Source organism: Citrobacter sedlakii (assembly GCF_018128425.1).
In the GTDB taxonomy this organism is placed as follows: Bacteria; Pseudomonadota; Gammaproteobacteria; order Enterobacterales; family Enterobacteriaceae; genus Citrobacter_A; species Citrobacter_A sedlakii.
Window position 1 is genome coordinate 3,175,398 of the sequence record NZ_CP071070.1, and the last position, 17,131, is coordinate 3,192,528.

A 17,131-nucleotide genomic window follows, 5' to 3' on the forward strand; every position below is an offset into this window, starting at 1 on the left:
AAGCGTGCGATATCTGGCAACAGTGTTGTTATCTCTGGCGGTGTTAACCACCGCCGGGTGTGGCTGGCATCTGCGTAGCACTACGCAGGTTCCGGACACCATGAAAACCATGATCCTCGACTCCGGGGATCCTAACGGCCCACTGAGTCGTGCGGTGCGTAATCAGTTGCGCCTGAACGATGTTGAGCTGCTGGAAAAAGGCTCAATGCGTAAAGATGTCCCATCGTTACGTCTGGGCGCCGTCAGTATTTCTCAGGATACGGCGTCGGTCTTCCAGGACGGTCAGACGGCTGAGTATCAGATGGTCATGAACGTTAACGCCTCGGTGCTGATCCCGGAACACGGTATTTACCCGATCAACACCAAAGTGTACCGTTCATTCTTCGACAACCCGCAGATGGCGCTGGCGAAGGATAACGAACAGCAGATGATCATCAACGAAATGTATGACAAAGCGGCTGAACAGCTGATTCGTAAGCTGTCCAGCGTAAAAATCGCTGATGTCCGCTCGGTTCAGGAAGAAGAAAAAACTGAAAATACCGCGGCCACACCTGCGGCTTCTTCCTCACGCGTTTCAACCACGCTGGGTAACTGATGATTCGGTTGTACCCTGAACAACTCCGCGCGCAGCTCTCCGAAGGGCTGCGCGCGGCGTATTTATTACTCGGTAACGACCCTCTTTTGTTGCAGGAAAGCCAGGACGCCATTCGTCAGGCAGCGGCAGCGCAGGGGTTCGAAGAACACCATACCTTTTCGCTCGACAACAGCACCGACTGGAATGCGCTGTTTTCACAGTGTCAGGCGATAAGTCTGTTCGCCAGTCGACAGACGCTGTTGCTGTTGCTGCCGGAAAACGGTCCAAACGCCGCCATCAACGAGCAGCTGGCCCACCTTACGCAGTTACTGCATGACGATCTCCTGCTTTTGGTGCGCGGTAATAAGCTCACAAAAGCCCAGGAAAATGCCGCGTGGCTCAGCGCGCTGGCCGATCGGAGCGTGCAGGTCAGTTGCCAGACGCCGGAGCAGGCTCAGCTTCCGCGCTGGGTGGCCGCCCGGGCAAAACAAAAGAATCTGCAACTGGATGACGCGGCAAATCAGCTGCTGTGCTATTGCTATGAAGGCAACCTGCTGGCGCTGGCGCAGGCGCTGGAACGCCTGTCATTGCTGTGGCCGGACGGAAAACTCACGCTACCCCGTGTCGAACAGGCGGTGAACGATGCCGCGCACTTTACCCCGTTTCATTGGGTCGATGCGCTGGTGATGGGCAAGAGCAAACGCGCACTGCATATTCTTCAGCAATTACGCCTGGAAGGCAGCGAGCCGGTCATTTTATTGCGCACCCTGCAGCGTGAACTTTTACTGCTGGTCAACCTCAAGCGCCAGGCCGCCCATACGCCCCTGCGCGCGCTGTTTGATAAACACCGCGTCTGGCAAAACCGCCGTGCCATGACGAGCGAAGCCCTGAACCGACTAAGCCTGACGCAACTGCGCCAGGCGGTGCAGCTACTGACACGTACAGAAATAACGCTGAAGCAGGATTATGGCCAGTCAGTCTGGGCGGAACTCGAAGGTCTTTCGCTGCTGATTTGCCATAAGGCGCTGGCAGACGTTTTTATTGATGGTTGATATGAAATCGTTACAGGCACTTTTTGGCGGCACCTTTGATCCGGTGCATTATGGTCACCTCAAGCCCGTGGAAACCCTGGCCAACCTGATTGGCCTGTCACGGGTGATTGTGATGCCGAACAATGTTCCCCCGCATCGTCCACAGCCGGAGGCCACCAGCGCCCAGCGGAAAACGATGCTCGAGCTGGCCATAGCCGATAAACCGCTGTTCACCCTTGATGAGCGTGAGCTGCTGCGCGATACGCCTTCTTATACCGCGCAAACGCTGAAAGAATGGCGAGAGGAGCAAGGTCCGGATGCGCCGCTGGCGTTTATCATCGGCCAGGATTCACTGCTAACCTTTCCCACGTGGCATGACTACGAAACCATCCTTGATAACACCCATCTGATCGTCTGCCGCCGTCCAGGTTACCCACTGGAGATGGCGCAGGAGCAGCATCAGCGCTGGCTGGAAAAGCATCTGACGCATACTCCGGACGATCTGCACCGGCTGCCCGCGGGAAAAATCTATCTTGCCGAAACACCGTGGTTTAATGTCTCCGCCACCCTTATTCGCGAGCGTCTGGAAAACGGCGAATCCTGCGACGACCTGATGCCGAAAGCAGTATTGGACTATATTAATCTGCACGGTTTGTATCGTTAAGCACATCCGCTAACGCCGCCAGCAGGCGGTCGTTTTCTCCGCTACTGCGTATCGCCACCCGAAAATAACGCGCATCAAGCCCTGGATAATTGGCGCAGCTACGGATCAAAATATGCCGTTCGAGGAGCGCGCGCTGCAGATCCCTTTCACATTTCAGCAGCAGATAATTTGCCCGGCCAGGATAGACGCTCAAACCCGACAGCGCGCTCAACTGCTGATAAACGCGTTCCCCTTCCTCTTTCAGCCACTGCCAGGTCGCCCGCTGCCAGGCGATGTCATCCAGCAGATGTTCTCCGGCAAGCGCCGCAAACGCATTGATCGACCAGGGCATCTGCCGGGCGCGTACTCTGGCGACCGCCTGCTCGTCGCTGTTGACCAGATACCCCAGACGCAGCCCCGGAATGGCATAAAACTTGGTCAGCGAACGCAGCACCCAGATATGCGGGTTAGCCTGCAAGGTGGGAATAAACCCCGGCTCGTCGGGGATGAAATCGAGAAAGGCTTCATCAAGAATCAGTGCGATATTCAGCGCCTTACAGCGTCGCGCAATGGCCTCGAGCAGCGACCGCTCCGGCAGCAGGCCGGTAGGATTATTAGGCGTACAGAGAAACAGGCAGTCATGCTCAGCGCGTAGCGCGCCAAGGATAGCGTCGGTGAGCTGCCAGCCGTCCGCCTCACGCAGGGCGAACAGGTCAATCTGGCATTCGCCGCGGCGTAAGGCGCGAGCGTATTCGGCAAAGCCGGGCGTGACAATCATCGCCCGTCGCGGTTTAAGGCCGTCCACCAACGCGAAAATCGCCTCCGTCTCGCCGTTTGTCGCCAGGATCCAGGATGCGGGGATCTGATGATGTTTCGCCAGCGCCTGATGAAGATGGCGGTACTCAACGTCCGGATAGCGCTCGGCAAGATGAAGATTGTCGACGATGGCGCGTTTTACCGACGCCGGCATACCCAGCGGGTTAATATTCGCGCTAAAATCCAGCAGCCGATCGGCTGAAATACCGAGTAGCTCGGCGGCCTCGCGGGTATTCCCGCCGTGTGCGCTTGAAAACAGAGACATCGTGCCGCTCCTGGCAAAAGACGTTATTTTAAAGAAAACAGCGCGCGCAATCAGGGCCAATATCATGTTTTGCGCGAATACGTTCACGAGGAAAAAATGCGACTCTGGTTAGTTCGTCATGGTGAAACCGAAGCCAATGTAGCCGGTCTGTACAGCGGCCATGCTCCCACGCCGCTGACGGCGCGAGGCATTACTCAGGCGCAGACGCTGAACACACTGCTCAAGCAGGTTCCCTTTGAGCAGGTACTGTGCAGCGAGCTGGAGCGGGCGCAGCATACGGCGCGCTTAGTCTTAGCCGGGCGAGATCTTCCTCTCCTGACCCGCCCCGAGCTGAATGAAATGTTTTTCGGCGACTGGGAAATGCGCCATCACCGGGATCTTTGCGAAGAAGATGCGAGCAATTACGCGGCGTGGTGCAACGACTGGCAAAATGCGATCCCCACCAACGGTGAAGGATTTCAGGCGTTTTCAGGCCGGGTGGATCGGCTGATAAGCCAGCTTGCCGACTACCAGCATCATACACATGTGCTGATGGTCAGCCATCAGGGCGTACTTAGCCTGCTGATTGCAAAGCTGCTTTCTATGCCCGCGACCGCCATGTGGCGCTTTCGCGTTGAGCAAGGCTGCTGGAGCGCCATTGATTTCCACGACGATTTTGCCACACTGCGGGTACTGAACAGCAGAGCGGTATGGCAGCCGGGAGAATGAAAGGTCTGTTTTTTAGCGCCAGACACGCTTCGACCATTGACACCCCCTGACAGGCTGCTATTCTCCGCTGCCAGACTTTTCCCGCCCTTCAGCCCTTTGCAGAAATTGTTTTACAAAAATGGCGATGCATTCTGTTGCATGGGGTGGGATGATAGCCCACTTTCCGCACCTGAGCCGGTGACATTTGTCCCGTACCCGTGTGGGTTCAGGTATACTGACAGACTTATTTGTTTTATGCATTCATGCCCCAGGAGGAAAACTTGCAGGGTAAAGCACTCCAGGATTTTGTTATCGACAAAATTGATGACCTTAAAGGTCAGGACATCATCGCCTTAGACGTTCAGGGCAAATCCAGCATCACTGACTGTATGATTATCTGTACCGGCACCTCCAGCCGCCATGTGATGTCTATCGCCGATCACGTTGTGCAGGAATCCCGCGCGGCGGGCATGCTGCCGCTGGGCGTGGAAGGCGAAAGCGTTGCCGACTGGATCGTCGTTGACCTGGGTGAAGTGATTGTCCACGTGATGCAGGAAGAAAGCCGTCGCCTGTATGAACTGGAAAAACTCTGGAGTTAATGCGTGAAGCTTCAACTTGTCGCGGTAGGCACGAAAATGCCCGACTGGGTACAAACCGGTTTTACCGAGTACCTGCGGCGTTTTCCAAAAGATATGCCTTTTGAGCTTATCGAAATTCCAGCGGGCAAACGCGGCAAGAACGCGGATATTAAGCGTATTCTCGACAAAGAGGGTGAACTGATGCTGGCCGCCGCAGGCAAAAACCGCATCGTCACCCTGGATATTCCGGGTAAACCCTGGGACACGCCGCAGCTGGCAACGGAACTGGAACGCTGGAAGCTGGACGGGCGTGACGTCAGCTTGCTCATCGGCGGGCCGGAGGGCCTCTCTCCCGCCTGTAAAGCAGCGGCGGAACAAAGCTGGTCGCTCTCCGCGCTGACCCTTCCCCACCCGCTGGTTCGGGTGTTGGTCGCCGAGAGCCTGTATCGGGCATGGAGCATTACCACTAATCACCCCTATCACCGTGAGTGATCGTTGAGCTTGAGTAGACTACGCAGCGGATGAAACTACAGAATTCTTTTCGCGACTATACGGCTGAGTCCGCGCTGTTTGTGCGCCGGGCGCTGGTCGCCTTTTTGGGTATATTACTGCTCACCGGCGTGCTTATCGCCAACCTGTACAATCTGCAAATCGTCCGGTATACCGACTACCAGACCCGCTCAAATGAAAACCGCATCAAGCTGGTGCCCATTGCCCCCAGCCGCGGCATTATATACGACCGTAACGGCATTCCGCTGGCCCTGAACCGCACGATTTACCAGATCGAAATGATGCCGGAAAAGGTAGACAACGTGCAGCAAACGTTAGACGCCCTGCGCAACGTCGTGGATCTCACCGACGACGATATCGCGGCCTTTAAGAAAGAACGCGCCCGTTCACACCGTTTCACCTCCATTCCCGTGAAAACCAACCTGACCGAAGTGCAGGTCGCGCGTTTTGCTGTAAACCAGTACCGTTTCCCTGGCGTCGAAGTGAAAGGCTATAAGCGCCGCTACTACCCTTACGGCTCCGCACTCACTCACGTCATCGGCTACGTGTCGAAGATCAATGATAAAGATGTCGAACGGCTGGATAAAGACGGCAAGCTGGCGAACTATGCCGCCACCCATGACATCGGCAAGCTGGGCATTGAGCGCTACTATGAAGACGTGCTTCACGGCCAGACCGGCTACGAAGAAGTTGAAGTCAATAACCGGGGCCGCGTCATCCGCCAGCTTAAAGAAGTGCCGCCGCAGGCCGGGCACGACATCCACCTCACCATTGATTTAAAACTGCAGCAGTATATTGAGACGCTACTCGCAGGCAGCCGCGCGGCGGTGATCGTGACCGACCCACGCACCGGCGGCGTGCTGTCGCTGGTGTCAATGCCCAGCTATGACCCGAACCTGTTTGTCGACGGCATTTCCAGTAAAGACTATTCCGGTTTGCTTAACGATCCGAACACGCCGCTGGTCAACCGCGCCACGCAAGGGGTTTATCCACCGGCCTCGACGGTAAAACCGTATGTCGCCGTCTCCGCGTTAAGCGCAGGCGTGATTACCCGCAATACCAGCCTGTTCGACCCGGGGTGGTGGCAGTTGCCGGGGTCTGAAAAACGCTACCGCGACTGGAAAAAGTGGGGCCATGGACATCTGAACATCACCAAATCGCTGGAAGAATCCGCCGATACCTTCTTCTATCAGGTCGCGTATGACATGGGTATTGACCGCCTGTCCGAGTGGATGGGTAAATTTGGCTACGGGCACTATACCGGTATCGATCTCGCGGAAGAGCGCTCCGGTAACATGCCGACCCGCGAATGGAAAATGAAGCGCTTTAAGAAGCCGTGGTATCAGGGCGATACCATTCCGGTGGGTATCGGACAAGGTTACTGGACGGCCACGCCGATTCAGATGAGCAAAGCGCTGATGATCCTGATTAACGACGGCGTAGTAAAAGTGCCACATCTGCTGATGAGCACTTCCGAAAACGGCAAGCAGGTTCCGTGGGTACAGCCCCACGAACCGCCGGTTGGCGACATTCACTCTGGTTACTGGGAACTGGCGAAAGACGGTATGTACGGCGTGGCAAACCGCGGTAACGGTACTGCGCATAAATACTTTGCCAGCGCGCCGTATAAAATCGCGGCCAAATCCGGTACGGCCCAGGTCTTTGGCCTGAAAGCCAACGAAACCTATAACGCGCATAAAATTGCCGAACGCCTGCGCGATCACAAGCTGATGACGGCCTTCGCGCCTTATGATAACCCGCAGGTTGCGGTCGCCATGATCCTCGAAAACGGCGGCGCTGGCCCGGCGGTGGGGACAATTATGCGTCAGATTCTTGACCACATTATGTTGGGTGACAATAACACCAGTCTGCCAGCTGAAAACCCGGCGGTTGCGGCGGCGGAGGATCAATAACGATGACGGATAATCCGAACAAAAAAACATTCTGGGATAAAATTCATATCGATCCCACCATGTTGCTGATTCTGCTGGCGCTGCTGGTGTACAGCTCGCTGGTGATCTGGAGCGCCAGCGGCCAGGATATTGGCATGATGGAGCGTAAGGTCGGGCAGATCGCCATTGGTCTGGTGATCATGGTGGTAATGGCGCAAATTCCGCCTCGCGTTTATGAAGGCTGGGCGCCCTATCTTTACATTGTCTGCATCATATTGCTGGTGGCGGTTGATGCCTTCGGGGCAATATCAAAAGGGGCACAGCGCTGGCTGGATCTCGGCATCGTGCGCTTTCAGCCATCCGAAATCGCCAAGATCGCCGTTCCGCTAATGGTCGCGCGCTTTATCAACCGCGACGTTTGCCCGCCATCGCTGAAGAATACCGCCATTGCACTGGTGCTGATTTTTATGCCGACCCTGCTGGTGGCGGCGCAGCCTGACCTGGGCACCTCAATTCTGGTCGCTCTTTCCGGCCTGTTTGTGCTGTTCCTTTCGGGCCTGAGCTGGCGTCTGATTGGCGTGGCGGCGCTGCTGCTTGCCGCGTTTATTCCGATCCTCTGGTTCTTCCTGATGCATGATTATCAACGCCAGCGCGTCATGATGCTTCTCGACCCGGAAACCGATCCGTTAGGCGCGGGCTACCATATTATTCAGTCTAAGATCGCGATTGGCTCAGGCGGCCTGAGCGGTAAAGGCTGGCTGCACGGAACGCAGTCGCAGCTGGAATTTCTTCCGGAACGTCATACCGACTTTATCTTCGCGGTACTGGCCGAAGAACTGGGCCTGGTGGGGATCCTTATCCTGCTGGCGCTGTACATCCTGCTGATCATGCGTGGCCTGTGGATTGCCGCCCACGCGCAAACCACCTTTGGTCGCGTCATGGCCGGTGGTTTAATGTTGATATTATTCGTTTATGTCTTCGTTAATATTGGTATGGTGAGTGGTATTCTGCCTGTTGTAGGCGTTCCGCTGCCACTGGTCAGTTACGGAGGCTCGGCGCTGATTGTGCTGATGGCCGGGTTCGGGATTGTCATGTCGATCCATACCCACAGAAAAATGTTATCGAAAAGCGTGTAAGGGGTGCGCAATGCGTAAGCAGTTGCCTGGAGTCTGCGTCGCAGCAGGAATTATGCTGCTCGCGGCATGTACGAGCGATGATGGTCAGCAAGCGACCATCGTTGCGCCGCAGCCAGCGGTATGTAATGGACCGGTGGTGGAGATCGGCGGAGCGGAGCCGCGTTACGAGCCGCTCAGCCCGACCGCTAATCAGGATTACCAGCGAGACGGTAAGCATTATAAGATTGTGCAGGATCCGTCGCGCTTCAGTCAGGCCGGGCTTGCTGCGATTTACGATGCCGAACCGGGCAGCAATCTCACCGCTTCGGGCGAGATGTTTGATCCGATGCAGCTGACGGCTGCGCATCCTACATTGCCGATCCCAGGCTATGCGCGAATTACTAACCTCGCCAATGGCCGGATGATCGTCGTACGCATTAACGATCGTGGCCCTTACGGCAACGATCGGGTGATTTCGCTGTCGCGCGCCGCCGCCGACCGTCTGAACACCTCGAATAACACCAAAGTGCGCATCGATCCGATCGTGGTCGCCCAGGACGGTTCCCTCTCGGGTCCCGGCATGGCGTGTACCACAGTGGCAAAACAAACCTATGCCCTGCCCGCGCGGCCAGACCTGAGCGGCGGCATGGGAAGCGCCTCCTCCGCACCACAGGCTATCCAGCCTCAGGGCGATGTTCGCGCGATCAGTAACGCCACGCTGAAAAGCGAAGACAGCGCTGGCGCGCCGGTAAACAGTAGCGGTTTCCTCGGCGCGCCAACGACCTTAGCGTCAGGCGTTCTGGAAGGCAGTGAACCGACACCGGCTGCGCAACCCACCACTGCCGCGCCGGTAACCGCTCCTGTGAGTGCGCCAACTGCAACGGTACCTGCTGCAGCATCCGGTCATTATGTTGTTCAGGTCGGGGCAGTCAGCGACCAGGGGCGCGCGCAACAGTATCAGACGCGGTTAGCACAGCAGTTTAACGTGCCTGGCCGCGTGACCCAGAACGGCGCCGTGTGGCGAATTCAGCTCGGTCCTTTCGCCAGTAAAGCGGAAGCCAGCGCGCTACAGCAGCGTTTACAATCCGAAGCCCAGCTGCAGTCATTCATCACCGGCGCGCAATAACGTAAAAGCGGCATCTGATTTGTCAATTTCTGTAAGTGACGTTAACAACGTTAACAAAAGTCACCCGGAAAGTCAGATGCCTGCCGGTAGTGCATTTGCTATAGTAAGGCACTTTTTTCAATTCCATCACGGATGTCGTAGTTCAGACCATGAAGACCACTTTTTCCGCTCGTTTCATGCAGCGCATGGCGCTCACCACGGCTCTCTTCACAGCCGCTATCTCAGGCGCGCATGCCGATGACCTGAATATTAAAACCATGATCCCGGGTGTTCCGCAGATCGATGCGGAGTCTTACATCCTTATTGATTACAACTCCGGCAAGGTGCTGGCTGAACAAAATGCCGATACCCGTCGCGATCCGGCCAGTCTGACCAAAATGATGACCAGCTATGTTATCGGTCAGGCAATGAAAGCGGGAAAATTCAAAGAAACCGATCTGGTCACGATTGGCAACGATGCCTGGGCGACCGGTAACCCGGTCTTCAAAGGCTCTTCTCTGATGTTCCTGAAGCCAGGAATGCAGGTGCCGGTCTCACAGCTGATTCGCGGCATCAACCTGCAGTCCGGTAACGACGCCTGCGTGGCGATGGCGGATTTTGCCGCAGGGAGCCAGGACGCGTTTGTAGGTCTGATGAACAGCTATGTGAACGCGCTGGGACTGAAAAACACCCACTTCCAGACGGTACATGGTCTGGATGCGGAAGGTCAGTACAGCTCCGCTCGCGACATGGCGTTGATTGGCCAGGCGCTGATCCGCGATGTGCCGAACGAATACTCGGTGTACAAAGAAAAAGAGTTCACCTTTAACGGCATTCGCCAGCTGAACCGCAACGGCCTGTTATGGGATAACAGCCTGAATGTGGACGGTATCAAAACCGGACATACGGCAAAAGCGGGCTATAACCTTGTCGCCTCCGCGACCGAAGGGCAGATGCGTTTGATCTCCGCAGTGATGGGGGGACGCACCTATAAAGGTCGTGAAACCGAAAGTAAAAAGCTACTGACCTGGGGCTTCCGTTTCTTCGAAACCGTCAATCCGCTGAAAGCCGGTAAAGAGTTCGCCTCTGAGCCCGCCTGGTTTGGCGATACCGATCGCGCCTCCTTAGGCGTGGATAAAGATGTGTATCTGACCATCCCGCGCGGACGCATGAAAGATCTGAAGGCCAGCTATGTTCTGAACAACGCGGAACTCCACGCGCCGTTGCAGAAAAATCAGGTGGTCGGCACCATTAACTTCCAGCTCGACGGCAAAACCATTGAGCAACGTCCGCTGGTTGTGCTGCAGGAAATCCCGGAAGGCAACTTCTTCGGTAAAATCATTGATTACATTAAATTAATGTTCCATCACTGGTTTGGTTAAAAATCGAACACTTGAAAGTGTGATTTCCATCCCCATATACTAAGCATCAGTAAAACTCCCGCCTTGCCGCGGGAGTTGTCATTTTTTTACGTTACGCCGGAGCTGACATGAAAACCAAACTTAACGAACTGCTTGAATTCCCTACGCCTTTTACTTACAAAGTTATGGGGCAGGCGTTACCTGAGCTGGTCGATCAGGTGGTTGAAGTGGTACAGCGCCATGCGCCAGGTGATTACTCTCCGACGGTAAAACCAAGCAGCAAAGGCAATTACCACTCGGTTTCTATTACCATCAACGCCACGCATATTGAACAAGTTGAAACACTGTACGAAGAGCTCGGCAACATTGAGATCGTCCGTATGGTGCTGTAAATCTGTTAACGTTACCCGGCATTGTCCGGGTAACCCCTCTCCTCTCTCACTGTGATATACTTTTTCCCTCTTTTGTTTTCTCTACGGAGATGCTGTTTTGTCTCAGGATAAAATATTGGTCCGCCAGCTCGGCCTTCAACCCTACGAGCCCGTCTCCCAGGCCATGCACGAATTTACAGACACCCGCGATGAGCACACCGCCGACGAAATCTGGCTGGTAGAACATCACCCGGTCTTTACCCAGGGCCAGGCGGGAAAAGCGGAACATGTCCTGATGCCCGGCGATATCCCGGTGATTCAAAGCGATCGCGGTGGACAAGTGACCTATCATGGCCCCGGCCAACAGGTGATGTACGTCCTGTTCAATCTCAAACGCCGCAAGCTGGGCGTCCGGGAACTGGTCACCCTGCTGGAACAAACCGTCGTTAATACGCTGGCGGAAGTCGGTATAGACGCACATCCCCGCGCCGATGCCCCAGGCGTCTACGTCGGTGAAAAGAAAATCTGCTCCCTCGGATTACGTATTCGCCGCGGCTGCTCGTTCCACGGCCTGGCGCTGAACGTAAATATGGACCTTTCGCCATTTTTGCGTATTAACCCATGTGGTTATGCGGGAATGGAAATGACAAAAATATCGCAGTGGGATAAACAAGCCACCACGGAAAATATTCGGCCACGTTTATTGGCAAATATTTTAGCCCTGCTAAATAATCCTCCTCACGAATATATTACTGCTTAACCAATTGATAATAATGACCCACAAATTAGCTGGGTCATTAATCCAGATCTCTTGAAGGCTTTACAAAACCGCCTGGTTTCTATATTTTCATTATCTCTGTGTTTGAATCGTTAACGAAATATTTCGTTTCGTCGTCATTTTATTTTTCATCGACGCGCGTTAATTATTCAATCGTCATTCTTTTTGCAATCATTTTTCGCAATGGCAAGATGAGTAAGGGTGGAGAAAATATATGCAGCTCATAAATATAACTCACGCAATTATTCATAAAACAAATAAATATGGAGTGTGAGCGTGAGTGAGAATAGTCAGCCGAAAGGCCATTGTTACGAACACCGGCCCGAAGATAAACCGCAAATTTTCAGAACGCTAAGAAATATCGACCTGAATCTGTTGACTATCTTTGAGGCTGTTTATGTTCATAAAGGTATCGTTAACGCCGCCAAAATACTCAATCTGACGCCTTCGGCCATCAGCCAGTCTATTCAGAAACTGCGCACTATTTTTCCCGACCCGCTGTTTATTCGCAAAGGACAAGGTGTTACGCCAACCGCCTATGCCACTCATTTGCACGAATATATCAGCCAGGGTCTTGAGTCGATTCTCGGCGCTCTCGATCTTACCGGCTGTTATGACAAACAGCGAACCATTACCATTGGCACCTCGCCGTCCGTCGGCGCGCTGGTGATGCCCACCCTCTACCAGGCGATCAAAACCCGCTTTCCGCAACTGCTGTTGCGGAATATTCCCGTGCATGACGCCGAAGCCCAACTCAGCCAGTTCCAGACCGATTTGATTATTGATAACCACGTCTACAGCAATCGCGTGGTCCAGCATCAGGTTCTCTTTTCCGACAACATTGAACTGGTTTGCCGGCAGAACCATCCATTCCTGACCGGCGCGTCCACCCCTGAGCACGTCGACAATGCGGAACACAGTCTGTTGATGATAGAAGGGCAAAGCTTCACGCTGCTGCGCCAGCGGATCCAGGAGATTTTCCCGAACCGGAAAATCAGCTTCAGCAGCTATAACATGTTCACCCTTGCCTCGCTGATCGCGCACAGCGATCTGGTCGGCATTATGCCAGCCCGTTTTTTCACGCTGTTCAACCAGTGCTGGTCGCTACAGCGGCTGCCGCACCCCGCCCTGAACCGCGAGCAGGTCGACTACTCGCTCCATTACAATCGACTGAGCCTGCGCGATCCCATTCTTGAAAACGTGATTACGGTTATTCGTGATGCTTTTTGAAAAGGAAATGTTGCTGTCGGGTCACAACTGAGGTTGGGCATATGGCACAAAACAACAACTATTTTACATTTTACCGACCACTCAGGCTGCTTTAAGGGCCGTTTCAATGATATACTGCCTGTAGTGAATTCAAAAATAGTTGATAAATACAACATTTCATTGAATTAAAACGCTTTCCTTCGTATTCGCAACTGGAACACGCACGCTATGAGTAAACCCATTGTGATGGAACGCGGTGTTAAATACCGCGATGCCGATAAGATGGCCCTTATCCCGGTCAAAAATGTGGCGACAGAGCGCGAAGCCCTGCTGCGCAAACCGGAATGGATGAAAATTAAGCTTCCAGCGGACTCCACGCGTATCCAGGGCATTAAAGCCGCCATGCGCAAAAACGGCCTGCATTCCGTCTGTGAGGAAGCCTCCTGCCCGAACCTGGCGGAATGTTTCAATCACGGCACCGCCACCTTTATGATCCTCGGCGCAATTTGCACCCGTCGATGCCCGTTCTGTGATGTTGCTCACGGTCGCCCTGTTGCCCCTGACGCCAATGAGCCGGTGAAGCTGGCGCAAACCATTGCTGATATGGCGCTGCGCTATGTGGTGATCACCTCCGTGGATCGTGACGATCTGCGTGACGGCGGCGCGCAGCATTTTGCAGACTGCATTACCGCAATCCGTGAAAAGAGCCCGAACATAAAAATTGAAACACTGGTGCCTGACTTCCGTGGCCGTATGGATCGCGCACTGGATATTCTGACCGCCACCCCGCCGGATGTGTTCAACCATAACCTTGAAAACGTACCGCGTATCTATCGTCAGGTTCGTCCGGGCGCGGACTACAACTGGTCGCTGAAGTTACTGGAACGCTTTAAAGAAGCGCACCCGGAGATCCCGACCAAGTCAGGCCTGATGGTGGGTCTGGGCGAAACGAATGCTGAAATCATTGAGGTGATGCGTGATCTGCGCCGTCACGGCGTTACCATGCTCACTCTGGGTCAGTATCTGCAGCCGAGTCGCCACCATTTGCCGGTACAGCGCTACGTCAGCCCGGATGAGTTTGACGAGATGAAAGCGGAAGCGTTGGCAATGGGCTTTACCCACGCCGCCTGCGGTCCGTTTGTGCGTTCCTCTTACCATGCTGACCTGCAGGCGAAAGGAATGGAAGTGAAGTGATTCAGTAACGAATCGTTACATTTCAGCCATAAAAAAAACCCGCCAGCGTGCGGGTTTTTTCTCGTCAGCATAAAACGGATGAGCATCCTGCTCCGGGCATTACTCTTTATGAGAGAGTTTTTCAGCCTGAACGTTACCGTCTACGTCTCTTTTTGCAGTCGCATCGTCATCGTTCATGGCTTTTTTAAAGCCCTTGATTGCCGTGCCCAGGTCTCCACCCAGCGTGCGTAACTTCTTGGTACCAAACAGCAGAACAACCAGTGCGGCAACCACCAGCAGTTTGGTAATACTAATCTCACCCATAAATACCTTCTCGAATTAAAACAGGCAGCAAAGCGTGCCTTGATAACCGGATAACATTAACGGTCATTTGACGCGCGCACACAATAGCAATCTGTAACAAGGTGAATCAAGCAGTGTTTAAAAAAACGTCATAATAATTGCGGTGGCGCAAATCTGCGATTACGTAACACCGGCAACTGCGCGCGCACCTGGCGGATCCGCGCGGCAGAAATCTCTGCCATGATCAGCGCCGGGCACTCTGCCGCCGCCGCGACGGTTACGCCAAACGGGTCGATAATCCGGCTCTGACCAATATTTTTATTTCCGCACTCACCGGCAGCGACCATATAACAGGTCGTGTCCAGCGCCCGGGCCGCCAACAGCGTTGACCAGTGGTGCTCTTTCAGCGACCCACGAACCCAGGCAGCCGGAAGTACCAGCACGTCAGCCCCTTGTAACGCCTGGGCAATCGACAGCTCAGGAAAGCGCAGATCGTAGCAGGTCATCAGCCCGACCTTAAACCCTTCCACCTCAATCAGCGGCGCAATCGTCTTTCCGGCGTCGACGTTTCGCGATTCCTGTATCGAAAACGCATCGTAAAGATGCAGCTTAGCGTAGCTCGCCACGATTTTCCCTGCGCGCAGCGCCACCAACGTATTCACCGCGCGTCCAGGAAGCGAAGGAACGTGGATAGTCAGGATAGTGGTCAGGGTATTGTTTGCGCTTTCCTGCAAAAGCCGCTGCAGGAACTCCCCTTCCAGTCGCTGGGCGGATTTAACCGATAAATCGGGATCCGCATCATCGCGCGCCAGCAGCGCTTCTGGCAGAACGAGCAGCGAGACGCCGCGTTTGACCGCTTGCGACATCAACGATACGCAGGTTTCTGCGTTTTCTTCCCATACGGGAGTGACGGCAAATTGCCCGGCAGCAGCGAACATACACCCTCCAGTCAGGTTGGTTACACTCGCCAACCCTGGTTATTCAGCGTTACACTCATACCCATTACTCATCAAATAACAGGATTACGCAGTGTTACAACTTCTTTTAGCAGTTTTTATTGGCGGTGGTACAGGAAGTGTAGCGAGATGGATGCTCAGTATGCGGTTTAATCCGGTACATCAGGCGATCCCTGTGGGTACCCTGACCGCGAATTTACTGGGGGCATTTATCATTGGCATGGGACTGGCGTGGTTTAGTCGGATGACCCACATCGATCCTGTGTGGAAAGTGCTTATCACCACGGGGTTTTGCGGCGGGCTAACGACCTTCTCAACCTTCTCCGCGGAAGTGGTTTTTCTGCTTCAGGAAGGACGTGTTGCCTGGGCAATGCTGAATGTGCTGGTCAACCTGCTCGGCTCGTTTGCCATGACCGCACTGGCGTTCTGGTTAGTTACCGCCGCCAGCAGCCACTAAAGATCAAAAAAAACCCGCTGATTAAGCGGGTTTTGAATTCTTGCTGACGTAGGCTTACAGAGCGGTTACGTTTGCAGCAGAAGGGCCTTTGGCACCGTTAGTGATTTCGAACTCTACGCGCTGACCTTCAGCCAGAGTTTTAAAACCATTGGTCTGGATTGCAGAGAAGTGTACGAACACGTCTTTGCTGCCATCTTCCGGAGTAATGAAACCGAATCCTTTGGACTCATTAAACCACTTAACGTTACCTTTAATCTTAGACATCAAAATTACCTTTACATGAAAAATAGACACAAATGCTGTGTCGGGTACCAGTACACCAATTGTGGTACGCTTTGTCCAGTCGAACTTTGGTAAAAAGTGATAAATATCGCGTTATTTTTTAGCATAAGCATATAGCTTATTGTTTTATCTACTTTTTTTAATCACTTATCGCTTCAGAACTGAAAGCGCATCCAGGCAAAATAAACGTTACCATTATTGTAGGTACCGGGGATGTAGGTCATCTGAAACGTTGCCGGTCCGTACCCAATGGACGCCAGCGGCAACAGCACCGGGACAGGAATGTAATTCCAGTTATCGCGCGCCGTAACGCCTGCGGTAAAGCCCAGCCCCAGTCGGAAGTTATCGTCCGGCAGAGGGCGCCATGTGCTTTCCCAACCATAGCCGCCAATGGGCTCCCATTTATTCCAGGAGTCTTTAAAGGCCATGATATACAGGCCATGCCAGTTTCCTTTTTCATCCCAACGTGACTGACCAAAACCGCCGCCCCACGGACGCTCATTATAACGATCGGTTTTTTCTTTATCGTAAGCGAAACGCGCATGCCAGGTGATCGCAGGAATATATAAATCATAATGTTCTGGCTCCCGCCAGGTCTCCGCGACATTGTCGGTAAACGTCGTAAACCATCCTTTCTCTTCAGCCAATGCCTGCTGTTGCAGGCCGGATTGAATAAAAAGAAAAACAATAAGGAAAAAGAATTTTTTAGCCACCATCACAACATTTATTACCCTGCTTAAGTACAGCTTAAATTGTACCAAAAAAAAGTTTAATGGGACCTTAACAGCGGTGATTTAAACCAGAATCAGATTGTTCTAAGATCTATTTTCAGCCAAATAACCTTATTATATTTGGGCATATTTATTGCTGTGTTATCAGCGTGATATCGCTGTTTTTTTGTTCTGCTTCGCGCGATGTTCTCCTGCCCTGCAAATTATTAACATTGATGCATCATAATTTGAACAAATATAAAACAAACACCCATGACAGGGATAAAGGCGGCTGAGATATATTGAACCGGTAGC

The 17,131-nt window shown here is 53.6% G+C and carries 20 protein-coding genes; 15 read left to right on the plus strand and 5 right to left on the minus strand.

Features of this window, described 5'->3' with window-relative positions:
- Positions 1-4 precede the first annotated feature (4 nt).
- From lptE to nadD, 3 genes are read left to right on the plus strand one after another with little or no spacing between them, the layout of a single operon-like run.
- On the plus strand, positions 5-595 hold the full coding sequence (lptE, locus tag JY391_RS15145; protein WP_060568908.1) for an LPS assembly lipoprotein LptE: 591 nt from the start codon (positions 5-7) through the stop codon (positions 593-595).
- Positions 595-1,626 carry a DNA polymerase III subunit delta gene (gene holA / locus JY391_RS15150; RefSeq protein ID WP_211934547.1) on the plus strand — a complete coding sequence of 344 codons (1,032 nt, stop codon included), beginning with the start codon at positions 595-597 and terminating at the stop codon, positions 1,624-1,626. Before lptE ends, holA begins: the two co-directional genes overlap by 1 nt.
- A 1-nt stretch (position 1,627) precedes the next feature.
- A complete protein-coding gene (gene nadD / locus JY391_RS15155; RefSeq protein WP_082636759.1) occupies positions 1,628-2,269 on the plus strand; it encodes a nicotinate-nucleotide adenylyltransferase in 642 nt (213 codons plus the stop codon).
- On the opposite strand, the gene cobD is transcribed toward nadD, so the two are convergent.
- On the minus strand, positions 2,244-3,329 hold the full coding sequence (gene cobD, locus JY391_RS15160; protein WP_211934548.1) for a threonine-phosphate decarboxylase CobD: 1,086 nt from the start codon (positions 3,327-3,329) through the stop codon (positions 2,244-2,246). The two genes, nadD and cobD, sit on opposite strands and share 26 nt — an antisense overlap.
- A 96-nt stretch (positions 3,330-3,425) precedes the next feature.
- Here cobD and JY391_RS15165 point away from each other — a divergent pair, with 96 nt between their 5' ends.
- From JY391_RS15165 to lipA, 11 genes are all read left to right on the plus strand, one after another.
- Entirely contained in the window at positions 3,426-4,037 is a 612-nt protein-coding gene (locus JY391_RS15165) for an adenosylcobalamin/alpha-ribazole phosphatase (RefSeq protein ID WP_042285494.1), read from the plus strand.
- Between the two features lie 260 nt (positions 4,038-4,297).
- The gene (gene rsfS, locus JY391_RS15170) at positions 4,298-4,615 is read left to right on the plus strand and encodes a ribosome silencing factor (RefSeq protein WP_012904988.1); all 318 of its coding nucleotides are present in this window, start codon (positions 4,298-4,300) and stop codon (positions 4,613-4,615) included.
- Positions 4,616-4,618: 3 nt separating this feature from the next.
- Complete coding sequence (gene rlmH, locus JY391_RS15175; protein WP_042285498.1) at positions 4,619-5,086, plus strand: 23S rRNA (pseudouridine(1915)-N(3))-methyltransferase RlmH; 468 nt, start codon at positions 4,619-4,621, stop codon at positions 5,084-5,086.
- A gap of 29 nt (positions 5,087-5,115) precedes the next feature.
- The gene (mrdA, locus tag JY391_RS15180; protein WP_211934549.1) at positions 5,116-7,017 is read left to right on the plus strand and encodes a peptidoglycan DD-transpeptidase MrdA; all 1,902 of its coding nucleotides are present in this window, start codon (positions 5,116-5,118) and stop codon (positions 7,015-7,017) included.
- Between the two features lie 2 nt (positions 7,018-7,019).
- Positions 7,020-8,132, plus strand: a complete 1,113-nt coding sequence (gene mrdB / locus JY391_RS15185; protein ID WP_042285504.1) for a peptidoglycan glycosyltransferase MrdB — start codon at positions 7,020-7,022, stop codon at positions 8,130-8,132.
- 10 nt (positions 8,133-8,142) lie between these two features.
- Positions 8,143-9,237: an endolytic peptidoglycan transglycosylase RlpA gene (gene rlpA / locus JY391_RS15190; RefSeq protein ID WP_211934550.1), complete on the plus strand. Its 1,095-nt coding sequence runs from the start codon at positions 8,143-8,145 to the stop codon at positions 9,235-9,237.
- Positions 9,238-9,386: 149 nt separating this feature from the next.
- The gene (gene dacA / locus JY391_RS15195) at positions 9,387-10,598 is read left to right on the plus strand and encodes a D-alanyl-D-alanine carboxypeptidase DacA (protein WP_200033682.1); all 1,212 of its coding nucleotides are present in this window, start codon (positions 9,387-9,389) and stop codon (positions 10,596-10,598) included.
- 107 nt (positions 10,599-10,705) lie between these two features.
- Positions 10,706-10,969 (plus strand): DUF493 family protein YbeD, encoded by a 264-nt coding sequence (gene ybeD, locus JY391_RS15200; protein ID WP_004100153.1) that lies wholly within the window; start codon positions 10,706-10,708, stop codon positions 10,967-10,969.
- Positions 10,970-11,066: 97 nt separating this feature from the next.
- Positions 11,067-11,708: a lipoyl(octanoyl) transferase LipB gene (lipB, locus tag JY391_RS15205; RefSeq protein ID WP_042285513.1), complete on the plus strand. Its 642-nt coding sequence runs from the start codon at positions 11,067-11,069 to the stop codon at positions 11,706-11,708.
- A 294-nt stretch (positions 11,709-12,002) separates the two neighbouring features.
- Entirely contained in the window at positions 12,003-12,956 is a 954-nt protein-coding gene (locus JY391_RS15210) for a YbeF family transcriptional regulator (protein WP_181821797.1), read from the plus strand.
- Between the two features lie 207 nt (positions 12,957-13,163).
- Positions 13,164-14,129 (plus strand): lipoyl synthase, encoded by a 966-nt coding sequence (gene lipA / locus JY391_RS15215; RefSeq protein ID WP_042285520.1) that lies wholly within the window; start codon positions 13,164-13,166, stop codon positions 14,127-14,129.
- Between the two features lie 99 nt (positions 14,130-14,228).
- Here the strand turns inward: lipA and tatE are convergent, their stop codons facing one another.
- Positions 14,229-14,432 carry a twin-arginine translocase subunit TatE gene (gene tatE, locus JY391_RS15220; protein ID WP_042285523.1) on the minus strand — a complete coding sequence of 68 codons (204 nt, stop codon included), beginning with the start codon at positions 14,430-14,432 and terminating at the stop codon, positions 14,229-14,231.
- A 128-nt stretch (positions 14,433-14,560) separates the two neighbouring features.
- Entirely contained in the window at positions 14,561-15,349 is a 789-nt protein-coding gene (locus tag JY391_RS15225; RefSeq protein ID WP_211934551.1) for a deaminated glutathione amidase, read from the minus strand.
- A gap of 91 nt (positions 15,350-15,440) precedes the next feature.
- On the opposite strand from JY391_RS15225, the gene crcB reads away from it, so the two are divergent.
- Positions 15,441-15,824 (plus strand): fluoride efflux transporter CrcB, encoded by a 384-nt coding sequence (gene crcB, locus JY391_RS15230; RefSeq protein WP_042285528.1) that lies wholly within the window; start codon positions 15,441-15,443, stop codon positions 15,822-15,824.
- A 54-nt stretch (positions 15,825-15,878) separates the two neighbouring features.
- Here the strand turns inward: crcB and cspE are convergent, their stop codons facing one another.
- Positions 15,879-16,088, minus strand: a complete 210-nt coding sequence (gene cspE / locus JY391_RS15235; protein WP_000034826.1) for a transcription antiterminator/RNA stability regulator CspE — start codon at positions 16,086-16,088, stop codon at positions 15,879-15,881.
- A 173-nt stretch (positions 16,089-16,261) separates the two neighbouring features.
- Positions 16,262-16,825, minus strand: a complete 564-nt coding sequence (pagP, locus tag JY391_RS15240) for a lipid IV(A) palmitoyltransferase PagP (protein WP_042285534.1) — start codon at positions 16,823-16,825, stop codon at positions 16,262-16,264.
- Positions 16,826-17,131 lie beyond the last annotated feature (306 nt).